This is a genomic window from Streptomyces sp. CB01201 (assembly GCF_002803085.1).
GTDB lineage: Bacteria > Actinomycetota > Actinomycetes > Streptomycetales > Streptomycetaceae > Streptomyces > Streptomyces hundungensis.
The window spans coordinates 186,630-211,025 of record NZ_NNBJ01000002.1 but is presented as its reverse complement, the minus strand read 5'-3'; the positions used below and the strand labels follow the sequence as shown (position 1 = coordinate 211,025).

At 71.4% G+C, this 24,396-nt stretch carries 20 protein-coding genes; 10 read left to right on the top strand and 10 right to left on the bottom strand.

The annotated features are described in order from the left end of the window. Positions 1-36 precede the first annotated feature (36 nt). The 4 genes from CG740_RS05795 to ssd form a co-directional block, all read right to left on the bottom strand. Entirely contained in the window at positions 37-831 is a 795-nt protein-coding gene (locus tag CG740_RS05795; RefSeq protein ID WP_100574258.1) for a type II secretion system F family protein, read from the bottom strand. 74 nt (positions 832-905) lie between these two features. Further along, positions 906-1,823, bottom strand: a complete 918-nt coding sequence (locus CG740_RS05790; protein WP_442802803.1) for a type II secretion system F family protein — start codon at positions 1,821-1,823, stop codon at positions 906-908. Further along, positions 1,820-3,049, bottom strand: coding sequence for a TadA family conjugal transfer-associated ATPase (locus tag CG740_RS05785; RefSeq protein WP_100573856.1), 1,230 nt, complete (start codon positions 3,047-3,049; stop codon positions 1,820-1,822). Before CG740_RS05785 ends, CG740_RS05790 begins: the two co-directional genes overlap by 4 nt. Beyond that, on the bottom strand, positions 3,046-4,149 hold the full coding sequence (gene ssd / locus CG740_RS05780; RefSeq protein WP_100573855.1) for a septum site-determining protein Ssd: 1,104 nt from the start codon (positions 4,147-4,149) through the stop codon (positions 3,046-3,048). The genes CG740_RS05785 and ssd overlap by 4 nt, the downstream gene beginning before the upstream one ends. A gap of 467 nt (positions 4,150-4,616) precedes the next feature. Here ssd and CG740_RS05775 point away from each other — a divergent pair, with 467 nt between their 5' ends. After that, positions 4,617-5,450 (top strand): HAD family hydrolase, encoded by an 834-nt coding sequence (locus CG740_RS05775; RefSeq protein WP_100573854.1) that lies wholly within the window; start codon positions 4,617-4,619, stop codon positions 5,448-5,450. Positions 5,451-5,859: 409 nt separating this feature from the next. Here CG740_RS05775 and CG740_RS05770 read toward each other — a convergent pair whose 3' ends face one another. Next, positions 5,860-6,678 (bottom strand): Fic family protein, encoded by an 819-nt coding sequence (locus CG740_RS05770; RefSeq protein WP_100573853.1) that lies wholly within the window; start codon positions 6,676-6,678, stop codon positions 5,860-5,862. A 102-nt stretch (positions 6,679-6,780) separates the two neighbouring features. Between CG740_RS05770 and CG740_RS05765 the strand changes: the two genes are divergently transcribed. Further along, entirely contained in the window at positions 6,781-7,779 is a 999-nt protein-coding gene (locus CG740_RS05765; RefSeq protein WP_100573852.1) for an ATP-binding protein, read from the top strand. Here CG740_RS05765 and CG740_RS05760 read toward each other — a convergent pair. Then, positions 7,757-9,052, bottom strand: a complete 1,296-nt coding sequence (locus CG740_RS05760) for a hypothetical protein (protein WP_100573851.1) — start codon at positions 9,050-9,052, stop codon at positions 7,757-7,759. The genes CG740_RS05765 and CG740_RS05760 overlap by 23 nt on opposite strands. A gap of 281 nt (positions 9,053-9,333) precedes the next feature. Between CG740_RS05760 and CG740_RS05755 the strand changes: the two genes are divergently transcribed. From CG740_RS05755 to CG740_RS40770, 6 genes are all read left to right on the top strand, one after another. After that, positions 9,334-11,661: a SulP family inorganic anion transporter gene (locus CG740_RS05755; protein WP_100573850.1), complete on the top strand. Its 2,328-nt coding sequence runs from the start codon at positions 9,334-9,336 to the stop codon at positions 11,659-11,661. 137 nt (positions 11,662-11,798) lie between these two features. Continuing rightward, on the top strand, positions 11,799-13,814 hold the full coding sequence (gene acs, locus CG740_RS05750) for an acetate--CoA ligase (protein ID WP_199846354.1): 2,016 nt from the start codon (positions 11,799-11,801) through the stop codon (positions 13,812-13,814). Between the two features lie 269 nt (positions 13,815-14,083). Further along, positions 14,084-15,478 carry a Na+/H+ antiporter NhaA gene (gene nhaA, locus CG740_RS05745; RefSeq protein WP_100573848.1) on the top strand — a complete coding sequence of 465 codons (1,395 nt, stop codon included), beginning with the start codon at positions 14,084-14,086 and terminating at the stop codon, positions 15,476-15,478. 88 nt (positions 15,479-15,566) lie between these two features. After that, the gene (locus CG740_RS05740; protein WP_100573847.1) at positions 15,567-16,043 is read left to right on the top strand and encodes a phage holin family protein; all 477 of its coding nucleotides are present in this window, start codon (positions 15,567-15,569) and stop codon (positions 16,041-16,043) included. Beyond that, a complete protein-coding gene (locus tag CG740_RS05735; protein WP_100573846.1) occupies positions 16,040-16,987 on the top strand; it encodes an alpha/beta fold hydrolase in 948 nt (315 codons plus the stop codon). The genes CG740_RS05740 and CG740_RS05735 overlap by 4 nt, the downstream gene beginning before the upstream one ends. Before the next feature lie 116 nt (positions 16,988-17,103). Then, positions 17,104-17,301 (top strand): hypothetical protein, encoded by a 198-nt coding sequence (locus CG740_RS40770; protein ID WP_100573845.1) that lies wholly within the window; start codon positions 17,104-17,106, stop codon positions 17,299-17,301. Between the two features lie 12 nt (positions 17,302-17,313). Here CG740_RS40770 and CG740_RS05725 read toward each other — a convergent pair whose 3' ends face one another. The 4 genes from CG740_RS05725 to nth all read right to left on the bottom strand — a co-directional run bounded on the left by CG740_RS05725 (position 17,314) and on the right by nth (position 21,954). Continuing rightward, complete coding sequence (locus tag CG740_RS05725; protein ID WP_100573844.1) at positions 17,314-18,666, bottom strand: 6-phospho-beta-glucosidase; 1,353 nt, start codon at positions 18,664-18,666, stop codon at positions 17,314-17,316. 39 nt (positions 18,667-18,705) lie between these two features. Beyond that, positions 18,706-19,905 carry a MarP family serine protease gene (locus tag CG740_RS05720; protein ID WP_100573843.1) on the bottom strand — a complete coding sequence of 400 codons (1,200 nt, stop codon included), beginning with the start codon at positions 19,903-19,905 and terminating at the stop codon, positions 18,706-18,708. 13 nt (positions 19,906-19,918) lie between these two features. Further along, positions 19,919-20,596 (bottom strand): NUDIX hydrolase, encoded by a 678-nt coding sequence (locus CG740_RS05715; protein ID WP_100574256.1) that lies wholly within the window; start codon positions 20,594-20,596, stop codon positions 19,919-19,921. 437 nt (positions 20,597-21,033) lie between these two features. Further along, positions 21,034-21,954 carry an endonuclease III gene (gene nth / locus CG740_RS05710; RefSeq protein WP_234376122.1) on the bottom strand — a complete coding sequence of 307 codons (921 nt, stop codon included), beginning with the start codon at positions 21,952-21,954 and terminating at the stop codon, positions 21,034-21,036. A gap of 594 nt (positions 21,955-22,548) precedes the next feature. Between nth and CG740_RS05705 the strand changes: the two genes are divergently transcribed. Continuing rightward, positions 22,549-23,223, top strand: coding sequence for a Crp/Fnr family transcriptional regulator (locus tag CG740_RS05705; RefSeq protein WP_017947815.1), 675 nt, complete (start codon positions 22,549-22,551; stop codon positions 23,221-23,223). Between the two features lie 129 nt (positions 23,224-23,352). Continuing rightward, the gene (locus CG740_RS05700; RefSeq protein ID WP_234376087.1) at positions 23,353-24,336 is read left to right on the top strand and encodes a nucleotidyltransferase domain-containing protein; all 984 of its coding nucleotides are present in this window, start codon (positions 23,353-23,355) and stop codon (positions 24,334-24,336) included. Positions 24,337-24,396: the final 60 nt, after the last annotated feature.

Below are 24,396 nucleotides of genomic sequence, written 5' to 3'. Positions count from 1 at the left end.
TGCGTCCAGCGCCGCCCCTCATTCGCAGGACCGCGCTCACCGCCGGAGCAGCCCGCCCGCCAGGCCGATCACCACCGGGGCCACCCCCGCCGCCAGGAACGCGGGCAGGAAGCACAGGCCCAGCGGGCCGGTGATCAGCACTCCCGCGCGTCTGGCCCGCGCCGCCGCCCGGCGGGTGCGTTCGGCTCGGCAGCGCTCGGCGACCCGTGCGACGGGCGCCGCCGCGGGGGCCCCGGAGGAGGCGGCCCGCTCCAGGCAGCGGGCCAGCTCGGACGCCCCTGGTATCGCCCCCAACCGCCCCCACGCGGCTGCCGGTTCACCACCCATACGAAGCTCGGCCGAGACCTGCCCCAGGCGGGTGCCGACGGGCCCGGCCAGTGAGGCGCCCACCGCCCCCGCCGCCTCGCCCGGTCCGGCCCCGGCCGCCAGGCAGGCGGCCAACAGATCTGCTGCGAGCGGGAGTTCGCGGGCAGCGGCCCTTCTCGCCTCGGCACCGTCCCCCTCGGCCCGGCGCCGGCGCCCCCACGCCCGGGCCCCGTACGCCGCCGCGAGGCCGGCCAGGACCCCCATCAACCCGCCCACCAGGACGTAAGCGGACGCCAACGCCCCCAATGGAAGCCCCCATTGCTGCGCGCGGGCCGACCACGCCGGGCTCCAGCGTCGGCGCGGGGGCGGGCGCAGCGCCTCAAGGGCCAGCAGTACGGCCATCCGTCGCCGCGTCCTGTGCTCCTCGCGGCGCCTGGCCAGGCCCACGGCCACCCACAGGGCGAGCCCGACCGCCCCCGCCACCGCCCCCAGCCTGTGGACAACATCCGGCCCGAGCAGGGGCATCCCCCCGTGGACAACGTCCATCCCGGACCGAGCCATTCGCCCAGGGACAGCATCCGGATCCGGCCCGAGCAGGGTCATCGCCCCTCCCCCGCCCGTACGATCCGCGCCGCCCACCACACTCCGGCCGCCTCCAGCACAGCGGCCACGGCGAGGCAGCCGAAGCCGGCGGCGCTGTGCAGCAGTACTTTCAGCGGGCTCGCGCCCATCGCCGTGCCGAGCACCAGGCCCAGGGCCGGCAGGCACGCGAGGAGCAGCACCGTGGTGCGCGGGCCCGCCAACTCGGAGCGCAGGGACTCCTGTTGTTCCCGCTCGGCCCGCAGCACGCCTTCCAGGCGCTCAAGACCGGAGGCGAGCCCCGCTCCGCCGTCCACGGCGACCTGCCAGCACGCGGCGACGCCGGCCAGCCCCTCGGCGCCCGGTTCCCCGGCCGCCTCCCGCAGCGCCCCCGGCACATCGCCGCCGTACGCGGCCGCCGCCACCACCGGCGCCGTCGCAGCGCCCAGGGCCACCGACCCCCGGGTGGCCGCGACCAGGGCCCGCCCGGGCTGACGGCCCGCGCGCAGCTCTCCGGCCACCGCGGCACACCAGGCGATCACCTCGTCGGCCCGCCGCGCCCTGGCCCGCTCACGCTCGCCGGCCCGTAGCCGCTTCCCGACCAGTGGCACCGCCACCGCCGCGGCCACCAACGGCAGCACCGACCCGCCCAGGAGGGCGATCATCAGCCCCACCGGCAGGCACAGCCACTCCATCCGCCGACGCGCCCTGCTCCGTTCCTTGTGCAACCACCGCCCGAGCCGCGAGGCCTTGAACTCGGCCCCCGCGCCCGGCACGCCCGCCCCTCCGCCGTCCTCCAAGCCCCCGCCTTCGGCTCCGGCGCCCGCGAAGATCAACCGTGCCCGGCGCATCCCCTGGTCCTGGCCCATCCACAGCCATGCCGCCGCCCCCGCGCACAGCGCCGCCCAAGTGGGCGGTTCCAGCGAGAGACCCGTCACCACGCACCGCCGATCAGCGCCCGCAGCCGCTCCCAGCCCGAGTCCCGTACGAATCCCGCCGCGCCCCACCGCAGCGCGGGCACCGTCCTCACCAGGCCCGCCCCGTCGCGCTCCAGGACGCGCACCTCGGCGATCCGGCGCTGCCCGGCCCGGTCGCGTACCAGATGGACCACCACCGAGAGGGCGGCCGCCAACTGGCTGTGCAGTGCGGCCCGGTCGAGCCCGGCCGCCGTGCCCAGTGCTTCGAGCCGAGCGGGGACGTCGGCGGCCGAGTTGGCATGAACCGTGCCGGAGCCCCCTTCGTGTCCCGTGTTCAGGGCGCCCAGCAGATCGGTCACCTCGGCGCCCCGCACCTCGCCGACGACCAGGCGGTCCGGCCGCATCCGCAGTGCCTGGCGCACCAGATCCCGCAGGGTCACCAGACCCGCGCCCTCCTGATTGGCGGGCCGCGATTCGAGGCGCACCACATGCGGGTGGTCGGGCCTCAACTCGGCGGAATCCTCGGCCAGTACGATCCGCTCGCCCCGGCCGACCAGGCCGAGCAGGGTGGAAAGCAGCGTGGTCTTGCCCGTGCCCGTGCCGCCGCTCACCAGGAACGACACCCGGGCCTCGATCAGGGCCCGCAGCAGCCGCTCGCCACCGGGCGGCACCGTCCCCGCCGCGGTCAGCTCGGCCAGCGAGAACGCCCGGGGTCGCACCACGCGCAGCGAGAGACAGGCCGAGCCGACGGCGATGGGGTCGAGGACGGCGTGCATCCGGGTGCCGTCGGGGAGACGGGCGTCCACCCAGGGCCGCGCGTCGTCGAGCCTGCGGCCCGCCACCGCGGCGAGGCGCTGGGCCAGTCGCCGCACGGCCACCGCGTCCGCGAAGCGGATCCCGGTCAGTTCGAGTCCAGCACCCCGGTCGACCCACACCCGGTCGGGCGCGGAGACCAGGACGTCCGTGACGTCCGGGTCGGCGAGCAGTGGTTCCAGCGGTCCTGTCCCCACCAGCTCGGACCGCAGCTCCTGTGCCCCGCCCAGCACTTCGGCGTCGCCGAGCAGCCGCCCCTGGGCGCGCAGGGCCGCGGCGACCCTGGCCGGTGTGGGTTCGGCTCCGCTCTCGGCGAGCCGTTGCCGTACGGCGTCCAGGAGCGGTGGCCCGGCGTCCCGCAGGGTGGCTCCCGCGGACCATGCTCCGCCACCGCCCGGCGTCGGGGCGCCCGTGGCGGGCCGGCCCGCGTTCATGACGCCGCTCCGCCGGTGAGGCCTCCGGTGAGCGCCTGGTCCCAGAACGCCGTGCAGAATCTGGCCAATGGCCCCCGGGCCGCGCCGCCCGGCGGAGACCCGCCCTCCTGCGCCTCCAACAGCCCCGATTCCACCGGGAGTTCACCTGCCAGAGGCAGCCTCAGGGCGTCGGCCACCCACTGTTCGTCGAGCCCGGAGGCGTACGGGCCGCGCACGACCGCGCGCAGATCCCTCAGCACCATGCCGACCGAGGCCGCGACGCGACCCGCCGCCGCGACCGCGCGCAGCTCGGCCGGGACGACGAGCAGACCCAGGTCCAGTTGGGCGAGCGCCTCGACCACCGCGTCGTCGACCCGGCGGGGCAGGTCCACGACGACGACTCCGCCGCGCCGCCGGGCCGCCGCGAGCACGGCACGCATCGCCTCACCCGGGATCACCACGCAGTCCCCGCGGTCCCAGCTGAGCACCCTCAAGTGGTGCAGGTGCGGCAGGGATTCCTCCAGGGCGCCGCCCGCGACCCGCCCGCGCGAAGCGGCGAAATCCGGCCAGCGGCGGCCCTCGGTCTGCTCCCCGCCGAGCAGCACATCGAGGCCACCGCCGAGCGGGTCGCCGTCGATCAGCATCGTGCGCCGGCCCGAGCGGGCGGCCGTCACCGCGAGGGCGCAGGCCAGAGTGGAGGCGCCGGCGCCGCCGCGTCCGCCGATCACTCCGACGGTCAGGGCGGGGCGGCCCACCCCCTCGGCCGCGTCCGCGATCCGGTCGACGAGCCACGGTTCGGCGTCGGGCAGCCGCAGCACATGGTCCGCGCCGAGTTCGACCGCCGCCTGCCACACCCCGGGGCTGTCCTGATCCCGGCCCACCAGGAGCACCCCGCGTCTGCGGGCCGCGCCGAGCAGCCGGGGCGCCGCGTCGTCGCCGACCAGGACCAGGGGTGCGCTCTCCCAACCGCCCCTGCGGTCGGGCACCCCGTGGCAGACCTCGGGTTCGGTGCCGGCGGCCGCGCACAGCCGCAGCAGATCATCCAGCAGTTCCTCGTCCTCGGTCACGATCAGCGGTCCGCCGCGCCGGCCTTCCGCGCCCGACGGTCGTTCGGAAGCCATGACTCCGTCCACGATTTCCGGCCCCTCTCCTTGCGATTCCCGTGTCCGCGTTCTTCGCGCACTGGAATCACGGTGGAGGGAGGCCCGAAATGATGTGGATCTTGATCCAAATCTGTGGACAACATCGACGTTGTGAATATCCCGTTCACCCATACCGGCGACTTCCGGAGCGCAGCACAACGGCTACGCTGAGTTACGAGTCTCGGGCAGGGGCGGGCGGCGCACGCGAGCGCGTGGAAACGGGAGGGAGGGGGACGACGATCGGACTCAAGGACCGAAAACGCATCCGGACATGCGACGACCCCCGCCGGGGGGGAGAGCGGGGGTCGTCCCCACGGTCTGACTCGGGGGGGGAGGAGCCGGACCGGGTTAGCACGGTCGCGAACGATCCGTGACTTCCATGGTGTACCCGAGAGCCTTCTCAGGCAAACCCACGCGCCTCAGCTTACGCCGAATGGTGGGCGCCTATGCTCGGGCTCGTGGAAAACCACTCGTTGCCGCGCACCGCCGCCTTCTTCGACTTGGACAAGACAGTCATTGCCAAGTCGTCGACGCTGACGTTCAGCAAGTCCTTCTATCAAGGAGGGCTGATCAACCGCCGCGCCGTACTGCGCACTGCGTACGCCCAGTTCGTATTCCTCGCGGGCGGCGCCGACCACGACCAGATGGAGCGGATGCGCGAGTATCTGTCCGCTCTCTGCAAGGGCTGGAACGTCCAGCAGGTCAAGGAGATCGTCGCCGAGACCCTGCACGATCTGATCGACCCGATCATCTACGACGAGGCCGCCTCCCTCATCGAGGAGCACCACGCCGCGGGCCGGGACGTGGTGATCGTGTCGACCTCGGGGGCCGAGGTCGTCGAACCGATCGGTGAACTGCTGGGCGCCGACCGGGTGGTGGCCACCAGAATGGTGGTCGGCTCGGACGGCTGCTTCACGGGGGACGTCGAGTACTACGCCTATGGGCCGACGAAGGCCGAGGCCGTCAAGGAGCTGGCCGCGTCCGAGGGGTACGACCTCGCGCGCTGCTACGCCTACAGCGATTCGGCGACCGACGTCCCCATGCTGGAGTCCGTCGGCCACCCCTTCGCCGTCAACCCCGACCGGGCGCTGCGCCGCGAAGCGACCGCCCGACAATGGCCGGTTCTCGTCTTCAGCAAGCCGGTCAGCCTCAAGCAACGGCTGCCCGCCATCAAGATGCCGCCGCGCTCGGCGCTCCTCGTGGCGGCGGCCGGCGCGGCCGCCGCCACCGCCGGCGTGGTCTGGTACGCCAGCCGACGACGTGGCGGTACCTCCGCGTGAGCCCGCGCACGCCCGGGGAGCACCTCGAAGTCTCTGCGAAACACCGGGAAACAGACGCCCGTTTCGCCCGTATTTGAACCTAAAAGTAAAGAACTGTGGTCAGGGGTTTCGCTTCTCGGCGTACGGGAGTAGAAAGGACTCAACGGCCCGCGAGACCTGGGACATCCGAGAGGATCACCTTCTACGCAATAAAGGCCCCACGGACCGAGCATGAACATCGAGCACCCACGCGACGTCGACCCGTCGATTACGGGCCAGCCGCACCAGGTGAACGGGCAGAGAATCCCGGCCTGATGGGCAACATTCGAGGACGCTTGGTAACACGGTGGACATGCCAGCGGCGGTATCGGACATCGATACCGCCGCAACCCTTTTCCCGCCCCCGCGGGCGGACTTCGCCGCCCAGGGCCTAGGCCGCGCCGCGCTGGAGCGCCTCGCACACCGCCGTCGACTCGCGCACACCCAGCTCCACGGCCTTGCCGCAGTGGGTGATCCAGGCCGCCATGCCCTGCGGGGTGCCCGAGACGTATCCGTCGAGCGCCGCCGCGTAGGCCGCCCGGCCCAATTCAGCATGGCCGACCTCGGACGGGCAGACCGCCTTGGGGTCGAGGCCGCTGCCGATCAGCACGATGCGCTCGGCGGTGCGCGCGACAAGGCCGTTGTGCGAGGCGAAGGGCCGCAGCGCGAGCAGTTCGCCGTGCACGATGGCGGCGGTCACCAGTGCCGGGGCCGCACCGCCCGCGATGATCAGCCGCGAGAGCCCCTCCAGACGGTCGGCCACCTCGTCAGCGTCAGGCAGCGGGAGTTCGATCAGGGGCTCGTCCACCGTTTCGCCGGCCTGCCTCGGCCGACCCACCGCGTCACCGGCGTCCGCGGCCGCGACCAGATGCAGCCGGGCCAGCACCCGCAGGGGCGACTGCCGCCAGATGGACAGGAGTTGCCCCGCCTCGGCCGTCAACCGCAGGGCCGCGCCGACCGTTCGCGCCTCGGGCTCGCTACCGAAGTCGGTGCGACGCCGCACCTCTTCCAGGGCCCAGTCCGCGCCGGACAGGGCCGCACTGCCACGGGCCCCGCGCAGCGCCGCCTCCGAGGTGATCTCGTTGCTGCGGCGCCGCATCACGCGATGCCCGTAGACCCGGTCCACGGCCTTGCGCACGGAGTCCACGGCGTCCGGGACGCCCGGCAGCCCGCCAAGGGCGACAAGAGGGTCAGCGGCGTTCGTACTCATAGGTAAGGAGGCTACGCGTCCGCAAGCCGCGCCCCACCTTCGAGTGGTCTTCTTCACTCGCCTTGCATACTTACCGCCACCATGCGATTACCGTTGGTGAACATGAAGATCGCTTTCGTGGGGAAGGGCGGCAGCGGCAAGACGACGCTGTCCTCGCTCTTCATCCGCCACCTCACCGCCAACGAGGCCGCCGTCGTCGCGGTCGACGCCGACATCAACCAGCACCTCGGGGCCGCGCTCGGGCTCGACGACGAGGAGGCCGCCGCGCTGCCCGCGATGGGCGCGCACCTGCCGCTCATCAAGGAGTACCTGCGGGGCACCAACCCCCGGATCGCCTCCACCGAGACAATGATCAAGACGACCCCGCCCGGTCACGGCTCCCGGCTGCTGCGGGTGCGCGAGGCGAACCCGGTGTACGAGGCGTGCGCCCGCCGGGTCGCCCTGGACGACGGGGACATCCGCCTGATGGCGACCGGGCCCTTCACCGAGTCCGACCTGGGGGTGGCCTGCTACCACTCGAAGGTCGGCGCGGTCGAGCTGTGCCTGAACCACCTGGTGGACGGAGTGGACGAGTACGTGGTCGTCGACATGACGGCGGGCTCCGACTCGTTCGCCTCCGGCATGTTCACGCGCTTCGACATGACGTTCCTGGTGGCCGAGCCGACCCGCAAGGGCGTCTCGGTCTATCGCCAGTACAAGGAGTACGCCCGGGACTACGGGGTCGCGCTCAAGGTCGTCGGCAACAAGGTGCAGAGCCAGGACGACGTGGACTTCCTGCGCGCCGAGGTCGGCGACGACCTGCTGGTCACGGTGGGCCACTCCGACTGGGTGCGCGCCATGGAGAAGGGCCGCCCGTCCCGCTTCGAGCTCCTGGAGGCCGACAACCGGCTGGCTCTTCAGACGTTGCAGAACGCGGCCGACGATTCGTACGCCCACCGCGATTGGGACCGCTACACGCGGCAGATGGTGCACTTCCATCTGAAGAACGCGGAGAGCTGGGGCAATGCGAAGACCGGGGCCGACCTGGCCGCGCAGGTCGACCCGGGCTTCGTACTGAGCGAGCGGCTGCTCGACGAGGTCAGTGAGCCGCAGCCTGCCTGACGGCGGGCTCCGCCGGCTTCAGCGGGGCCACCGGCTTGGCCGGAGCCGCGGGCTGGGCGCCCTCCAGGGCCGCCCAGCCGCCCTTCGGCGCCTCGCCCACCTTCAGCGAGTTGAACTTGGCGAGCACGGCCGGGTCCTGGGCGTCCAGCCAGTCGGCGAGCTGGCGGAACGAGACGCAGTGCACGTCGCGCTTCACACAGACCGTCCTGATGGTCTCCTCGACGGCCTTCATGTAGGCGCCGCCGTTCCAGGACTCGAAGTGGTTGCCGACGATCAACGGGGCGCGGTTGCCCGCGTAGGAGCGGTCGAAGGCCTGGAGGAGGCCGTCGCGCATCTGGTTGCCCCAGTACTCGTGCTGATCGGCGTCACCGGTCATCGCGTTGGACTGGTTCATGTAGAAGTTGTAGTCCATGGACAGGGTCTCGAAGCCCCGTCCCGGGACAGGCACCAGCTGCATCGACAGGTCCCAGACGCCGTTGTCGTTCTTCTTCGGCCAGACCTGGTCGTTGACGGCACTGGTGTCATAGCGGAAGCCCAGCTGGCCGGCCGCCGCGACGAAGTTCTTGCGGCCCTCCAGACACGGGGTGCGGCCGCCGATGAGTTCCTTGTCGTAGTCGAACGGAAGCGGCTCCTCCGCCTTCAGGCCGGAGTTCGTCTTCCAGTTCTTCACGAACGACTTGGCCTGCGCGATCTCGCTCTTCCACTCGTCCACCGACCAGGTGCCGACGCCGCCGTCGGGCCCGCAGTAGTGGCCGTTGAAGTGGGTGCCGATCTCGTTGCCCTCCTGCCACGCGTCGCGCAGCTGGGTGACGGTGTCCTGGATTCCCTTGAGGTCGTTGAAACCGATGTCCGAGGTGCCCGCGGAGTGCTTGGGCGCGGTGTACAGCTTCGCCTTCGCGTCCGGGAGCATGTACACGCCGCTCAGGAAGTACGTCATGGTCGCGTTGGACTCCTTGGCGACCTGGCGGAAGTGCGAGAAGAGCTTCTGGCTGTCCTCGCCGGCGCCGTCCCAGGAGAACACCACGAACTGCGGCGGCTGCTGCCCCGGTTTCAGCTTCTGGGCCTTGAGCAGGTGCGGCTGCAACCCGGTATAGGCGGTCGAGCCGTCCCCGATGAGGTGCGGGGTCAGATTGGGGGCGGCGGCGCCCTGGCGGCCCGGAGCACCCGGCTTGGCCGGAGTGGTTCCGGAGGAGCAGCCGGCGGCTCCGACGGCCAGTGCCGCGGCGATGACACCGGCGGCGATCCTCTTGGTGGCGTGCGTGGCGGCGATCATCCGCCCACCTCTTCCTTGCGGTTATGTGCGTTGAATGCCGTCACGGCGCCGCAAAAGTCGCACGGAGGGTGAACGCCGAAGGTACGACAAGCCGCACGAAAAGCGTTCTATTCACCCTCTGGAGTGAATCGTTGCCCCGAATGCCCTAAATGCGAAGTAAGGCGCTTTACTCTGCATTACGATTCGTTTACCGAGAGTTGAGAATCCCGCCGCTGCACTGCCGTGACCCACGGCCGCGACCCCACGTTCCGCGACCGCGCTGCCCCGGAGGAGACGGGAACATGCCTGCTTGCGTACCCACTCGCGCCCAGCCCCCAGCTCGCCCGCACCGCATCCGACGACCGCGCAAAGCGATGCCCGACGGAGACGGTTCCGGGAACCGCTTTCGCATCAAGGGCGCCGATCTGTCGGCGTCCATCACCGTCTTCCTGCTCGCCGTCCCGATGTCGCTCGGCCTCGCCGTCGCCATCAACGCCCCCCTGGAAGCCAGCCTCGTCGCCGCCGGCATCGGCGGAATCGTCGCCGGTCTGCTCGGCGGCTCACGCCTGCTGGTGAGCGGTCCCTCGGCCGGACTGACCGTGGTGTCCGCCGAGATGATCCAGGCCTACGGCTGGCGCACCACCTGCGCCATCACCGTGTGCGCGGGCCTGCTCCAAGTCGCCCTGGGCTCCCTGAAAGCGGCGCGCTCAGCGCTCGCGGTCAGCCCCGCCATCGTGCACGGCACCCTCGCCGGCATCGGCGCCGCCATCGCGCTCGCCCAGCTGCACATCGTCCTAGGCGGCTCCCCGCAGAGCTCCGCCGTGGCCAACGCCCTCGCTCTGCCAGGACAGTTGGCCCAGGTCCGCCCCGCCGCGCCGCTCATCGGCGCGCTGACCCTCGCCGTCCTCCTGCTGTGGCCGCGCCTGCCCGGGCGGATCGGGAGGGGGCTGCGCCGGATCCCGGCCGCGCTCGCCTGTGTCGTGGTGGCCACCGGCGTGGCCGCCTTCGCCGCGCCCGGGATCGCCCGGGTCGAACTGCCCTCCTGGGGCTCGCACGTACTGCCCGAGCTGCCGCACGGCCCGGTGCTCGGAATCCTCACCGCGGTGCTCACCGTGACGCTCGTCGCGAGCCTGGAGTCGCTGCTCTCCGCGGTCGCCGTGGACCGGCTGGCCGCCGAGCGGCCGGACTGCACCGTCCCGCGTGCCGACCTCGACCGCGAACTGCGCGGCCAGGGCATCGCCAACGCCGTGTCCGGGCTGCTCGGCGGCATGCCCGTGTCGGGCGGAGCGGTGCGCAGCAGCGCCAACGTCCGGGCCGGCGCGACCGGTCGGGCCTCCACCGTGCTGCACGGCGTGTGGGTGCTGCTCGCGGCCGGGCTGCTGGTGACCGTCCTGGAGTGGATCCCGCTGGCCGCGCTCGCCGCGCTCGTCATGATGGTCGGCATCCAGATGGTCAACTTCGCGCACATCCGCAATGTCCACAAACACCGTGAATTCCTGGTCTACGTGGCGTCCATCGGCGGAGTGCTCGTGCTCGGGGTGCTGCAAGGAGTGCTTCTGGGCATCGCGGTGGCCGTGGCCGTCGCACTGCACCGGCTCTCGCGCACCCGGATCATCACCGAGAAGGAGGCCGACGGCACCTATCTGGTGCGTGCCCGCGGCCAGTTGACGTTTCTCGCCGTGCCCCGACTGACCCGGGCGCTCGGCCATGTTCCCCAAGGAGCGGACACCATCGTGGAGTTGGACGGGTCATTCATGGATCACGCCGCCTTCGAGGCGCTTCAGAGCTGGCAGGGCACGCACCACGCACGCGGCGGCAAGGTACGGATCACCGGGCGCGCAGGGGCCAAGGTCGCCGAGCCGGCCTCCGCCACGCAGAGCTGCTGCCGCCCGTGGACGCCGTGGCGCAACCACCACTGCCACGAGCAGCCGGCGCAGCGCACCCACGGCCACCAACTGGCCAGCGGGCTCAGCTCGTTCCAGCGCAACACCGCTCCCCTGGTACGTGACGAGCTGGCCCGGCTCGCCCGTGAGGGCCAGCGCCCGCAGCAGCTCTTCATCACCTGCGCGGACTCCCGCCTGGTCACCAGCATGATCACCGCTAGCGGCCCGGGCGACCTCTTCACCGTGCGCAACATCGGCAACCTGGTGCCGCCACCGGGTGCCGAGGGCGCGCCGGGCGCGGACGACTCGGTGGCCGCGGCCATCGAGTACGCCGTGGACATCCTCCAGGTCCAGTCGATCACCGTCTGCGGGCACTCCGGCTGCGGCGCGATGCAGGCGCTGCTCAACGGCCGTCCCGACGCACCGATGACGCCGCTGCGCCGCTGGCTGCGGCACGGCCGCCCGAGCCTGGAGCGGATGGCGAGCAGGCGGTACGCCTGGGCCAGGATCGCCGGGCGGCTGCCCGCCGACGCCGTGGAGCAGCTCTGTCTGACCAACGTCGTCCAGCAGTTGGACCATCTGCGGCAGCACGAATCGGTGGCCCGGGCACTCGCGGCCGGCACGCTCGCGCTGAACGGGATGTACTTCCACGTCGGCGAGGCGCAGGCCTATCTGCTGTCCGCGGACGACCACGAAGAGGTCTTCGAGGGCGTCGGCGTCAACCTCCTGGAGGACACGCACGCCTGAACCTGACGCGCCCGCCCGACCGCGTACGGCCTCTCCCGCCCCCGGGAGAGGCCGTACCCGCGTCATGGCGGTGACCAGGAACCTCTATAGGTCTAAACCAATTTCCTGGAGGCCCTTGTCACCCGGCCGCTGGCCTGATGAGCTATGGCCCGGGACACATACGCACAGAGGACGCCCTGGGAAAGGGAGATGTCGTGAGCAACGAAAGCCTGGCCAACCTGCTCAAGGAGGAGCGGCGGTTCGCGCCGCCTTCCGAGCTGGCCGCGAATGCCAACGTGACCGCGGAGGCGTACGAGCGGGCCGAGGCGGACAGGCTGGGCTTCTGGGCCGAGCAGGCCCGGCGCCTGACCTGGGCCACCGAGCCGACCGAGACCCTTGACTGGTCGAACCCGCCGTTCGCGAAGTGGTTCGCCGACGGCAAGCTGAACGTCGCGTACAACTGCGTCGACCGTCATGTCGAGGCCGGGAACGGCGACCGGGTCGCCATCCACTTCGAGGGCGAGCCCGGTGACAGCCGCTCGCTGACTTATGCCGAGCTCAAGGACGAGGTGTCAAGGGCCGCCAACGCCCTGACCGAGCTGGGAGTTCAGGCCGGCGACCGGGTCGCGGTGTATCTGCCGATGATTCCCGAGGCGGCCGTCGCGATGCTCGCCTGCGCCCGGATCGGCGCCGCGCACTCCGTCGTGTTCGGCGGGTTCTCCGCCGACGCCGTCGCCTCGCGCATCCAGGACGCCGACGCCAAGCTCGTCATCACCGCCGACGGCGGCTACCGACGCGGCAAGCCGTCCGCCCTGAAGCCCGCCATCGACGACGCCGTCGCCCGCTGCCCGCAGGTGGAGCACGTCCTGGTCGTACGCCGCACCGGGCAGGATGTGGCGTGGGACGACACCCGCGATGTGTGGTGGGACAACATTGTGGCCCGCCAGTCGGTGGAGCACACGCCCATCGCATTCGACGCCGAGCACCCGCTGTTCATCCTGTACACCTCGGGTACTACGGGTAAGCCCAAGGGCATCCTGCACACCTCCGGCGGCTACCTCACCCAGGCCGCGTACACCCACCACGCGGTGTTCGACCTGAAGCCCGAGAGCGACGTCTACTGGTGCACCGCCGACATCGGCTGGGTCACCGGGCACTCCTACATCGTCTACGGGCCGCTCGCCAACGGCGCGACCCAGGTCATGTACGAGGGCACCCCGGACAGCCCGCACCAGGGGCGGTTCTGGGAGATCGTGCAGAAGTACGGCGTGACGATCCTCTACACCGCGCCCACCGCGATCCGTACGTTCATGAAGTGGGGCGACGACATCCCCGCCAAGTTCGACCTGAGCAGTCTGCGGGTCCTGGGGTCGGTCGGCGAGCCGATCAACCCCGAGGCCTGGATGTGGTACCGCAAGCACATCGGCGCCGACAAGTGCCCGATCGTGGACACCTGGTGGCAGACCGAGACCGGCGCGATGATGATCTCGCCGCTGCCCGGCGTCACCGAGACCAAGCCCGGCTCAGCCCAGCGCGCGCTGCCCGGCATCTCCGCGACCGTGGTCGACGACGAGGCCCACGAGGTCCCCAACGGCGGGGGCGGCTACCTCGTCCTGACCGAGCCGTGGCCGTCCATGCTGCGCACCATCTGGGGCGACGACCAGCGCTTCATCGACACGTACTGGTCGCGCTTCGAGGGCAAGTACTTCGCGGGCGACGGCGCCAAGAAGGACGACGACGGCGACATCTGGCTGCTCGGCCGGGTCGACGACGTCATGCTCGTCTCCGGCCACAACATCTCGACGACCGAGGTCGAGTCCGCGCTGGTCTCGCACCCCTCGGTCGCCGAGGCCGCCGTGGTCGGCGCCGCCGACGAGACCACCGGACAGGCCATCGTCGCCTTCGTGATCCTGCGCGGAACGGCCAACGCCGAGGACGAGGGCCTGGTCGAGGAACTGCGCGCCCATGTCGGCTCCGCGCTCGGCCCGATCGCCAAGCCCAAGCGCGTCCTGCCGGTCGCCGAGCTGCCCAAGACCCGCTCCGGCAAGATCATGCGCCGTCTACTCCGCGACGTCGCCGAGAACCGCGAACTGGGTGACGTCACGACCCTGACCGACTCCTCGGTCATGGACCTCATCCAGACCAAGCTCCCCAGCGCCTCCAGCGAGGACTGACCGGCAGCGTCGTTCCAGGGGCCCGGCCGCGCACGCGGCCGGGCCCCTGTGCGTGCCGGCCCGGCCCCGGTCGGACTCTTCTCGCGCGCCGTACGGATGCCGTGCCCCTACGGTGATGATCACCGGATTCACCCGGGCGACGCACCGCTCGGTAAAGTTAGGTAAAGTAAGGAAAGCGTCAATGACGCGACAAGAAGGTCAGGTGCGCCGGGAAGTCTGGTCGGCAACGAGTTCAGTCATGCCCGCCGAACCGACCGGAGGTCGCCCTCGTGGCCACACCCACCCCCAGCAAGCCGAAGTTCCTGCGCCGCCTCTCCCTCCCCGAGCGCAACTTCGTGGCGGAGGCGCTGCGTGCGGAGACCGTCGGCGGCGTCCTGCTGCTCGTGGCCGCGATCGCCGCGCTGATCTGGGCGAACACGCTGGGGTCCAGCTACGAGTCGGTCCGCGGCTTCCATCTGGGCATCAGCTCGCTCGGGCTCGACCTCTCCATACAGCACTGGGCGGCCGACGGGCTGCTCGCCATCTTCTTCTTCGTGGCCGGCATCGAGCTCAAGCGTGAACTCGTCGCCGGAGAGCTGCGCGACCCCAAGGCCGCCGCACTGCCCGTGATCGCGGCCCTGTGCGGCATGGCCGTCCCGGCGCTCGTCTACGCACTGGTCAACACTTTCGGCAACGGATCCCTTGACGGCTGGGCCGTACCGACCGCTACGGACATCGCGTTCGCGCTCGCCGTACTCGCGGTCATCGGGACCTCGCTGCCCTCCGCGCTGCGCGCCTTCCTGCTCACGCTGGCCGTGGTCGACGACCTGTTCGCGATCCTGATCATCGCGGTGTTCTTCACCAGCGACATCAACTTCGCCGCCCTCGGCGGAGCCGTCGTCGGGCTGGCCGCCTTCTGGCTGCTGCTCAGGAAGGGCGTACGGGGCTGGTACATCTACATCCCCCTCGCGCTCGTCATCTGGGGCCTGATGTACAACAGCGGCGTCCACGCCACCATCGCCGGTGTCGCGATGGGTCTGATGCTGCGCTGCCACCGCAAGGAGGGCGAGGAGCACTCCCCCGGCGAGCACATCGAACACCTCGTGCGGCCGGTGTCGGCGGGGCTCGCGGTGCCGCTCTTCGCCCTGTTCTCGGCCGGCGTCGGCATCAGCGGCGGCACCCTGGCCGATGTGTTCACCCGGCCCGAGACGCTCGGCGTCGTCCTCGGCCTGATCGTCGGCAAGGCCGTCGGCATCTTCGGCGGCACCTGGCTCGCCGCCCGCTTCACCAAGGCCGAACTCAACGACGACCTGGCCTGGCCCGACGTCTTTGCCGTCGCCGCGCTCGCCGGCATCGGCTTCACGGTCTCGCTGCTCATCGGCGAACTCGCCTTCGCCGGCCAGGACCAGCTGACCGACGAGGTCAAGGCTGCCGTGCTCGTCGGCTCCCTGACCGCCGCGGTCCTCGCCTCGGTGCTGCTCAAACTGCGGGTGCGCAAGTACAAGGCGCTCGTCGAGGACGAGGAGCGCGACGAGGACCAGGACGGCATCCCCGACATGTACGAACTGGGCAAGCCGGAGTACCACCTGCGGATGGCCACGATCCACGAGAACAAGGCCGCCGAGCACCGCAGGCTGGCGCAACTGGCGGGGGCGGGGCGCGACGACGGCGACAGTCCGGCATGATCTGACCACGGACCTGTAGGAGTGGCCTGTAGGACTGGTAGGACCTGTTGGACCCGTCGGTAACCGAGTAGAGATGAGGGAGTCAGCGATGAGCGACCCCAGCCACAACGCCGGCAGCGCCGAGCGCAGCCTCGGCCAGCTGGTCGCCTCCGCGACCGCGGAGATGTCCGCCCTGGTGCACGACGAGATCGCGCTGGCCAAGGCGGAGCTGCGGCAGGACGTCAAGCGCGGGGCGGTCGGCGGCATCGCCATCAGTACGGCCGGTGTGCTCGCGCTGTTCTCGCTGCCGGTGCTGAGCTTCGCGGCGGCGTACGGCATCCACAACCTGGGGCTCGGGCTCGCCTGGTCGTTCCTCATCGTCGGCGGAGCGTTCCTGCTGCTCGCCGCGCTGCTCGGGGTGCTCGCGGTGACCAAGTTCAAGAAGGTCAAGCCGCCGGAGAAGTCGATCGCCTCGGCCAAGGCGACGGCCGCGACCCTCCAGGGCGTCAAGCCGCATCCGCGTCCGGCCACCGTCGAGATCGCGGTCACGGACTCCGGCGCCACTGTGGCACGCTCGTCTGCATGACCGCCCCCGATACCGGTACCGGAAGCCCCGGCGGCACCGGCAGCCCTGTCCGCATCGATGGTCCCTGGACCCATAGGGACGTGGCGGCCAATGGTGCGCGCTTCCACATCGCCGAACTCGGCGACGGACCACTGGTATTGCTGCTCCACGGCTTTCCACAGTTCTGGTGGACGTGGCGCCATCAGCTGACCGCGCTGGCCGACGCGGGATACCGCGCCGTCGCGATGGACCTGCGCGGCGTGGGGGGCAGCGACCGCACCCCCCGCGGCTACGACCCGGCCAACCTCGCGCTCGACATCACCGGCGTCGTACGGTCCCTCGGCGAGCCGGACGCGGCCCTGGTCGGCCACGACCTGGGCGGCTATCTGGCGTGGACGGCGGCCGTGATGCGCCCCAAGGTGGTGCGCCGCCTCGTGGTGTCGTCGATGCCGCACCCACGCCGCTGGCGCTCGGCGATGCTCGCCGACTACAAGCAGACCTCGGCCGGGTCCTACGTCTGGGGCTTCCAGCGGCCGTGGCTGCCGGAGCGTCAACTGGTCGCGGAAGACGGTGCGTTGGTCGGCCGGCTCGTACGGGACTGGTCGGGTCCGCGTCAGCCCGAGGACGAGGCCGTGGAGACCTACCGGCGCGCCATGTGCATCCCGTCCACGGCGCACTGCTCGATCGAGCCGTACCGCTGGATGGTGCGCTCGATGGCCCGGCCCGACGGCATCCAGTTCAACCGGCGGATGAAGCGGCCGGTCCGGGTGCCGACGCTCCATCTGCACGGCTCGCTCGACCCGGTGATGCGCACGCGCAGCGCGGCGGGCTCGGGCGAATACGTCGAAGCCCCGTACCGCTGGCGGCTGTTCGACGGTCTGGGGCACTTCCCGCACGAGGAGGATCCGGCCGCGTTCTCCACCGAACTCGTCAACTGGCTGCGGGATCCGGAACCGGACCGCTGAGTTCCGGCACCCCCGGGGGAACAGCTGTCCTACGAACGGCCAAATGCCCGGCGCATAGGCCAATTGGCCCCCTCCGGCGCGGTTACCGACCATGGGCCCCGGGCACACGTCGGGGTATGGGCTGGACGCACGACTACGGTGATGCAGCACGCAACCGCCGAACGGCCGCAGGGCCGGTCTCGTACGAGAGGGGCGGCCCGCAGGGGCAGGGGCTACAACACCCCGCCCCGGATTCCCAGGAGGTGGGCATTCCGCGCATCCTGCGACGCCGGGCTCGCTGGGTCTCGGCCCGGCTGCGGCACGTGCGGACCTAGTCGCCCGCAGACCTAATCGACCCTGAGGTAGCCGAGACCGGGGTGGGCGCTTCGGTAGCCGTCCAGGAGCCTGCGGGCGACCTGGACGGAGTCGATCAGCGGATGCAGGGCGAACGCCTTCACCGCCGCTCGCGCCGATCCGGTCCCGGCCGCCTCCAGGACACACCGCTCGACCGCCTTCACCGCACTGACCAGGCCTGCCTCATGGCCTGTCAGCTGCGAGACGGGCAGCGGGCTGGGGCCCGACGCGTCCACGCGGCAGGGGATCTCGATGACGGCGCGCTCGTCGAGCGCGCGCAGGGAGTTCCCGTTGCGCACATTCAGGATGAGCGTCGCCGCCTCGTTCCTGGCGATCGCCCGCATCAGGGCGAGCGCCACGTTCTCGTACCCGCCCGACTCCATGTCGTCGTCGTCGCGTGAACCGGCGCCCGACAGGTTCCGGTTCGCCGCCATGTACGTGGCGTCGCGCTCGGCCCGGGTGCGGTCCCAGGCGGCCCACACCGAGGCGTCGGGGACGGTCTCCGCGGTGGCGTAGAAACGTGCCTGCTGGTCCTTGAGGAAGGCGCCGCGCGTCTGTTCGGCCCGCTGGTAGGCGTTCACCGCCTCGCGGTTGAAGTAGTAGTAGTGCAGATACTCGTTCGGCACCGACCCCAGCGAGCGCAGCCACTCGGCACCGAACAGCTTGCCCTCCTCGAAGGAGGTGAGCAGCTCGTCGCCCTGCTCGAACAGGCCCGGCAGAACGTTTTTCTCGCCCTCGTACAGGCCGTGCAGCCAGCCCAGGTGGTTGAGCCCGACATAGTCCAGACGTGCCGTTGCGGGGTCGACGCCGAGCGTGCGGGCGACCCGGCGGGCCAGACCCACCGGCGAGTCGCAGATGCCCACCACACGGTCGCCGAGGTGCTCGGCCATCGCCTCGGTGACCAGACCGGCCGGATTGGTGAAGTTGATGACCCAGGCCTCGGGGGCGAGCGCCTTGACCCGGCGCGCGATCTCGACGGCGACCGGAACGGTGCGCAGCCCGTAGGCGATGCCTCCGGCGCCGACCGTCTCCTGCCCCAGGACGCCTTCGGCCAGCGCGATCCGCTCGTCGGCCGCGCGGCCCTCCAGACCGCCCACGCGGATCGCGGAGAACACGAAGTCCGTGCCGCGCAGCGCCTCGTCGAGGTCGGTGGTGGTACGCACCGAGGGCGCGTCCTCGATCCCGTACGCCCGGTCGGCGAGGACCCGGCCGATGGCGTGCAGCCGTGCCGCGTCCAGGTCGTACAGGACCACCTCGGTGACCCGCCCGGGCGCGCGGTCGCGCAGCAGGGCTCCGTAAACGAGCGGGACGCGGAAGCCGCCGCCGCCGAGGATCGTCAGTCGCATCGGAGCCTTCTCGTCAGAAAGTCATGGGCCGTCAGAGGGTCACAGGGCGCACTGCTGGCTGTCGACCTGCTGATTCGCCGTGCGGCCCTGCTGGATGTCGGGCTGGATCTCGTCGGCGGTCAGCGCGTAACCCGTGTCCGGGTCGTCCAGCGACTTGGCGAAGACCACCCCGTACACCTTGCCCTGAGGAGTCAGCAGCGGGCCGCCCGAATTGCCGGGGCGGACCGTGGTGAACAGCGAGTAGACATCGCGGCGGACGGTGCCCCGGTGGTAGATGTCCGGGCCCTTGGCGCTGATCCGGCCGCGGACACGGGCGGAGCGGACGTCGTAGGGGTGGTCCTCGGGGAAGCCCGCGACGATCGCGCTGTCGCCCGTGCGGGCGTCGGTCGAGGTGAACTCCAGCGCGGGCGCCTTCAGGTCCGGCACGTCCAGGACCGCGATGTCGCGGCGCCAGTCGTAGAGCACGACCTTCGCGTCGTACGTCCGCCCCTGACCGCCGATCTGGACGGTCGGCTCGTCCACCCCGCCCACCACGTGCGCGTTGGTCATGACGCGGCGGTCGCCGAAGACGAAGCCGGTGCCTTCGAGGCGCTTGCCGCAGCTCGGGGCCATGCCGACGACCTTGACGATGGACTTCTTGGCCGCGTCCACGACCGGGCGGCCGACGAGCTTGGGATCGGGCGCCTGGACATCGGGGATCGACTCGTTCGAGAACGGCGTGAAGACCTGCGGGAAGCCGTTCTGCGCGAGGACCGAGGAGAAGTCGCTGAACCAGCTGGAGGCCTGTTGGGGCATCACATTGGACACGCCGAGCAGCACCTTGGAGTTGCGGACCTCCTTGCCCAGCGTCGGCAGGGCCGTCCCGGCGAGCGCGGAGCCGATCAGCCAGGCCACCAGCAGCATGGCCAGCACATTGACGAGCGCGCCGCCCGTCGCGTCCAAGGCTCTGGCCGGCGACCACGTGATGTACCGGCGCAGCTTGTTGCCCAGATGGGTGGTGAGGGCCTGGCCCACCGAGGCGCAGACGATCACGACGACGACCGCGACGACGGCCGCCGTCGTCGAGACCTGGGACTCGTTGGTCAGCTGGTCCCAGATGAGCGGGAGCAGGTACACGGCGACGAGGCCACCGCCGAGGAACCCGATCACCGACAGGATGCCGACGACGAAGCCCTGGCGATAGCCGACGATCGCGAACCACACGGCGGCGACCAGCAACAGGATGTCCAGCACGTTCACGAGCCCCAGCCTGTCACGCGTGCCAGTCGAGCGGCACCCGCTTGGCCCGGTCCCACGGGCGCTCCCAGCCCGCGTAGTGCACGATCCGGTCGATCACCCCCGCCGTGAACCCCCACACCAGCGCCGATTCGACCAGGAATGCCGGGCCTGCGTGGCCCTTCGGGTGGACCGCGGTCGCGCGATTGGCCGGGTCCGTGAGATCCGCCACGGGGACCGTGAAGACACGGGCCGTCTCGCCGCTGTCGACCGCGCGCACCGGTGTCGGCTCGCGCCACCAGCCCAGCACGGGCGTCACGACGAAACCGCTCACCGGGATGTAGAGCCGGGGCAGCACGCCGAAGAGCTGGACGCCCGCCGGGTCGAGCCCGGTCTCCTCCTCGGCCTCGCGCAGCGCGGCCCGCAGCGGGCCGGTGGTGGCCGGGTCGCCGTCTTCGGGGTCGAGGGAGCCGCCCGGGAAGGACGGCTGGCCGCCGTGCGACCGGAGCTGGCTCGCCCGCTCCATGAGGAGCAGCTCGGGGCCGCGCGGGCCGTCGCCGAACAGGATCAGCACGGCGGACTGGCGCCCGTCGCCGCTCTCCGGCGGCAGGAACCGGCTCATCTGCTCGGGCGCGACGGACTCGGCCGCACGCGCGACCGGCGCCAGCCACTCGGGCAGGCCTTCGCTGCTGACCGTGAGGCCATGCCCGCCCACCCTGGCGGGCTCGGGGGCGGTGGGGCCGGTAGTGGTGTTCCGGGCCGGCTCGGGGGCGAACGGGCCGGCGGAGTCACGAGCCGGCCCGGGGGCGAGGGGTCCGGTGGCGTCCCGGGCCGGTTCGCGTATGCCGCGCTGAGCGCCGCCGACGTCGGCCGGATCGCGCTGGGCCTCGGCGCCGGCCGGGCTTTCGGTGCGGCCCGCGGCGGAGGCCTGGCCGGGGCCACCGACGCGGCCGCTCAGGGCGTCGCCTCGGCCGCGCTCCGCATCCGGGCGACCGGCCTGGCCCGCGGCGCGGCCGGGCCGGCCGACACCGCTCAGATCCCCGTCGTACGTCTCGCTCGTGTGCGTCATCTGCACCCCCGTTCATCGTCCACAACGCCTGTGCCGGTGGCATTCGTTCCGGAGCGGCCCCAGCGTCCGCCTTCCGGGTGACCTCAGCCGGCTCCCAGCGGCGGCGCGGGCAGCCCCGGATAGTCCGGCGGCGGGCTCAGCCGCTGGCCGGGCAGGCCGCCCTTCTCGTACTTCAGGAGCTTGCGTGCCTTCTCGGGGTCGGTCTCGCCCTCGCCGTAGGACGGGCAGAGCGGGGCGATCGGGCAGGCGCCGCAGGCGGGCTTGCGGGCGTGACAGATGCGGCGGCCGTGGAAGACGACCCGGTGCGAGAGCATCGTCCACTCGCTCTTGGGGAAGATCGCGCAGATCTCCGCCTCGACCTTCACCGGATCGTCCTGCTCGGTCCATCCGAACCGGCGCACCAGTCGCCCGAAGTGGGTGTCGACCGTGATCCCCGGCACGCCGAAGGCGTTGCCCAACACGACGTTCGCCGTCTTGCGCCCGACACCCGGCAGCTTGACCAGATCCGCCAGGCGGCCCGGCACCTCACCGCCGAACTCGTCCCTGAGCGCGGTGGCAAGCCCCATGATCGATTTGGTCTTGGCCCGGAAGAAGCCGGTGGGCCGGATGAGCTCCTCGACCTCCTCGGGGTTCGCCGCGGCGAGGTCCTCGGGCGTCGGATAGGCGGCGAACAGCCTCGGCGTCGTCTGATTGACCCGGAGGTCGGTGGTCTGCGCGGAGAGGACCGTCGCGACGAGCAGCTCGAACGGGTTGCGGAAGTCCAGCTCGGGGTGGGCGTACGGGTAGACCTCGGCGAGCTCCCGGTTGATCCGCCGGGCCCGACGCACCATGGCCGCGTGCGACTCGGGCTTCCCTCCCGGCCCCTTCCCCTTGCCGCCCCCGGCCCCGGCCGTGCCCCGGACTCCGCCGTCGGCCTTGGCCCCGCTTTTCGCCTTGGCGGCGGCCTTTCCCTTGGCGGCGGCGTTCGCCTCGGTGGCCTTCCCCTTGACGGCGGTGGACTTCACCGCGGCCGCCTTCTTGGCGGTGGTCTTGGCCGGGGTCGCCTTCTTGGCGGTGGCCTTGGCCGGGGTCGCTTTCTTGGAGGCGGTCTTGGCCGGGGTCGCCTTCTTGGCGGTGGCCTTGGCCGGAGCCGCCTTCTTGGCGCCGGCTTCGGCTTCGGCTTGAGTCGCCTTCTTGCTCGCGGGCTGCTTGGCGGCGGGCTTCACTCGGGCGGCCACTCCGTTCGGGTCGGCCGGGTCGTCGACCGGCTGGGCGGACGCCTTGGGCGCCCGCGCCGACGAGGCGGCTCCGGCGCCCCGTGGAGCCCGCTTCACGGGGTCTTTCGGCTTGGACGCGGGCTGTTCGCCCACAGCGGAATCATTCTCTGCGGACACTCTTCCAGCCCCCCTGGCCTGCGCTCTCACCGGCGAATTGGACACTCGGCCAGCCTAAAGCCCGGCACCGACATCCGCCCCGGCCACCGCGAATCACGGCCCCAATCGGCCCCCTGACTCACGGTCCGGCACTCCAGTACGTCATCCTGTGATTGATCGCACTGTTTATACCGTCCGGCAAAATGGGGAGCTGGATCCCCTGATACCGGTCACAAGGAGAGATTCGTGGACGACGTTCTGCGGCGCGCCCCGCTCTTCGCGGCGCTCGATGACGAGCAGGCCGCGGAGCTGCGCGCCTCGATGAGTGAAGTGACGCTCGCCCGCGGCGACGCGCTCTTCCACGAGGGCGACCCGGGTGACCGCCTGTACGTGGTCACCGAGGGCAAGGTGAAGCTGCACCGGACCTCACCCGACGGCCGCGAGAACATGCTGGCGGTTCTCGGCCCCGGTGAGCTCATCGGCGAGCTGTCGCTCTTCGACCCGGGCCCGCGCACCGCCACCGCGACGGCGCTGACCGAGGTCAAGCTGCTCGGCCTGGGCCACGGCGACCTTCAGCCCTGGCTGAACGCACGCCCCGAGGTGGCCACCGCCCTGCTGCGCGCCGTCGCCCGCCGACTGCGCAAGACCAACGACCAGATGTCCGACCTGGTCTTCTCCGACGTGCCGGGCCGTGTCGCCCGCGCGCTCCTCGACCTGTCGCGCCGCTTCGGCGTGCAGTCCGAGGAGGGCATCCACGTCGTGCACGACCTCACGCAGGAAGAGCTGGCCCAGCTGGTCGGCGCCTCCCGCGAGACGGTCAACAAGGCCCTGGCCGACTTCGCCCAGCGCGGCTGGCTGCGCCTGGAGGCCCGCGCGGTCATCCTGCTGGACGTGGAACGCCTGGCGAAGCGCTCGCGCTGATCCACTCGTACGCGAAAGGGGCCGGCCTCGGACGAGGCCGGCCCCTTTCGCATGGACGGGGTAGAGCAGGGGCGCCCTCGGAAGTGGGAGCGGGAGCGGGAGCGGGGCCGAAACGGGAGGCAGGGCCACATGGACGGCACGGGCGGCGCGGACCCCATGGGCACCGGGGGCGGCACGGACAGCGCGGGCGGCACGGGCGGCGCAGGCAGGACGGGCAGCGCGGGCCACACAGGAGGCGCGAGCGGCGAAGGCAGCACGGGCAGCGCGAGCCACACAGGTAGGACGGGCGGCGCAAGCAGTACGGGCGGGACGACGGGCGGGACGGGCGGATACATCGAGCGTGAAGGGTCCCTGACCCTCGTGCAGACCGAGTTCCAGCCGCTCGTCGCCGCCCTGCGCGACCGTGTCGCGGATCGCTTCGACGGACGGCTGCACAGCGCCTACCTGTACGGATCCGTTCCGCGCGGCACCGCTCAGGTCGGCCGATCCGATCTGGACGTGCTCCTCGCGCTGCACACGGAACCGACAGCGGCCGACCGGGCCGAGGCGCGGGCCGTCGAGGCCGAGCTGGACGCCGAGTTCGACGTGATTGACGGGGCCGGGATCCTGCTGTTCGGCCGGGACATGCTGCTGAGCGAGTTGGAGCGGCATGACCTCGGCTGGTTCGTGGCCTGCCTCTGCACCCCGCTGCTCGGAGCCGACCTGGCCGAGCAGCTGCCGCGCTACCGGCCCACCTCGCTGCTCGCCCGCGAGACCAATGGGGACCTCGGCGACGCACTGGCCCGCTGGCGTCGTGGCGCCGCGGAGGCCACCGGCGAAGCGCGGCTCAGGTCGCTGGTGCGGGGCGCCTCGCGCAAGCTCGTCCGGACCGCGTTCACCCTGGTCATGCCCCGGTACGGCGGCTGGACCAGCGATCTGACCGAACAGGCGGAGGCCTTCGCGCGCTACTACCCGGAGCGGGCGGAGCAGTTGAGGAAAACTGCCGTGCTGGCCGGGAACCCGGTCGGGGACCGGGACGTTCTCACGATGTACACCGAAGATCTCGGACCGTGGCTCGCCGCGGAATACCTCACGGTCCATGGCGCCAAGTCGCCGCGCCCGTACGAGAGTTGAGACCTGCCTCGCTCAACTCTCCTCTATGGAGCGCCCTTCACGCGGCAGCGAGAGCCCTGA

Coding starts and splice junctions, on each gene's coding strand:
- CG740_RS05740 (WP_100573847.1), top strand. CDS start 15,567: ATGAGCGACCCCAGCCACAACGCCGGCAGCGCCGAGCGCAGCCTCGGC.
- CG740_RS05760 (WP_100573851.1), bottom strand. CDS start 9,052: ATGATCGCCGCCACGCACGCCACCAAGAGGATCGCCGCCGGTGTCATC.
- CG740_RS05765 (WP_100573852.1), top strand. CDS start 6,781: ATGAAGATCGCTTTCGTGGGGAAGGGCGGCAGCGGCAAGACGACGCTG.
- CG740_RS40770 (WP_100573845.1), top strand. CDS start 17,104: ATGGGCTGGACGCACGACTACGGTGATGCAGCACGCAACCGCCGAACG.
- acs (WP_199846354.1), top strand. CDS start 11,799: ATGAGCTATGGCCCGGGACACATACGCACAGAGGACGCCCTGGGAAAG.
- CG740_RS05770 (WP_100573853.1), bottom strand. CDS start 6,678: ATGAGTACGAACGCCGCTGACCCTCTTGTCGCCCTTGGCGGGCTGCCG.
- CG740_RS05785 (WP_100573856.1), bottom strand. CDS start 3,049: ATGAACGCGGGCCGGCCCGCCACGGGCGCCCCGACGCCGGGCGGTGGC.
- CG740_RS05795 (WP_100574258.1), bottom strand. CDS start 831: ATGCCCCTGCTCGGGCCGGATGTTGTCCACAGGCTGGGGGCGGTGGCG.
- CG740_RS05735 (WP_100573846.1), top strand. CDS start 16,040: ATGACCGCCCCCGATACCGGTACCGGAAGCCCCGGCGGCACCGGCAGC.
- CG740_RS05700 (WP_234376087.1), top strand. CDS start 23,353: ATGGACGGCACGGGCGGCGCGGACCCCATGGGCACCGGGGGCGGCACG.
- ssd (WP_100573855.1), bottom strand. CDS start 4,149: ATGGCTTCCGAACGACCGTCGGGCGCGGAAGGCCGGCGCGGCGGACCG.
- CG740_RS05775 (WP_100573854.1), top strand. CDS start 4,617: ATGCTCGGGCTCGTGGAAAACCACTCGTTGCCGCGCACCGCCGCCTTC.
- CG740_RS05725 (WP_100573844.1), bottom strand. CDS start 18,666: ATGCGACTGACGATCCTCGGCGGCGGCGGCTTCCGCGTCCCGCTCGTT.
- CG740_RS05755 (WP_100573850.1), top strand. CDS start 9,334: ATGCCTGCTTGCGTACCCACTCGCGCCCAGCCCCCAGCTCGCCCGCAC.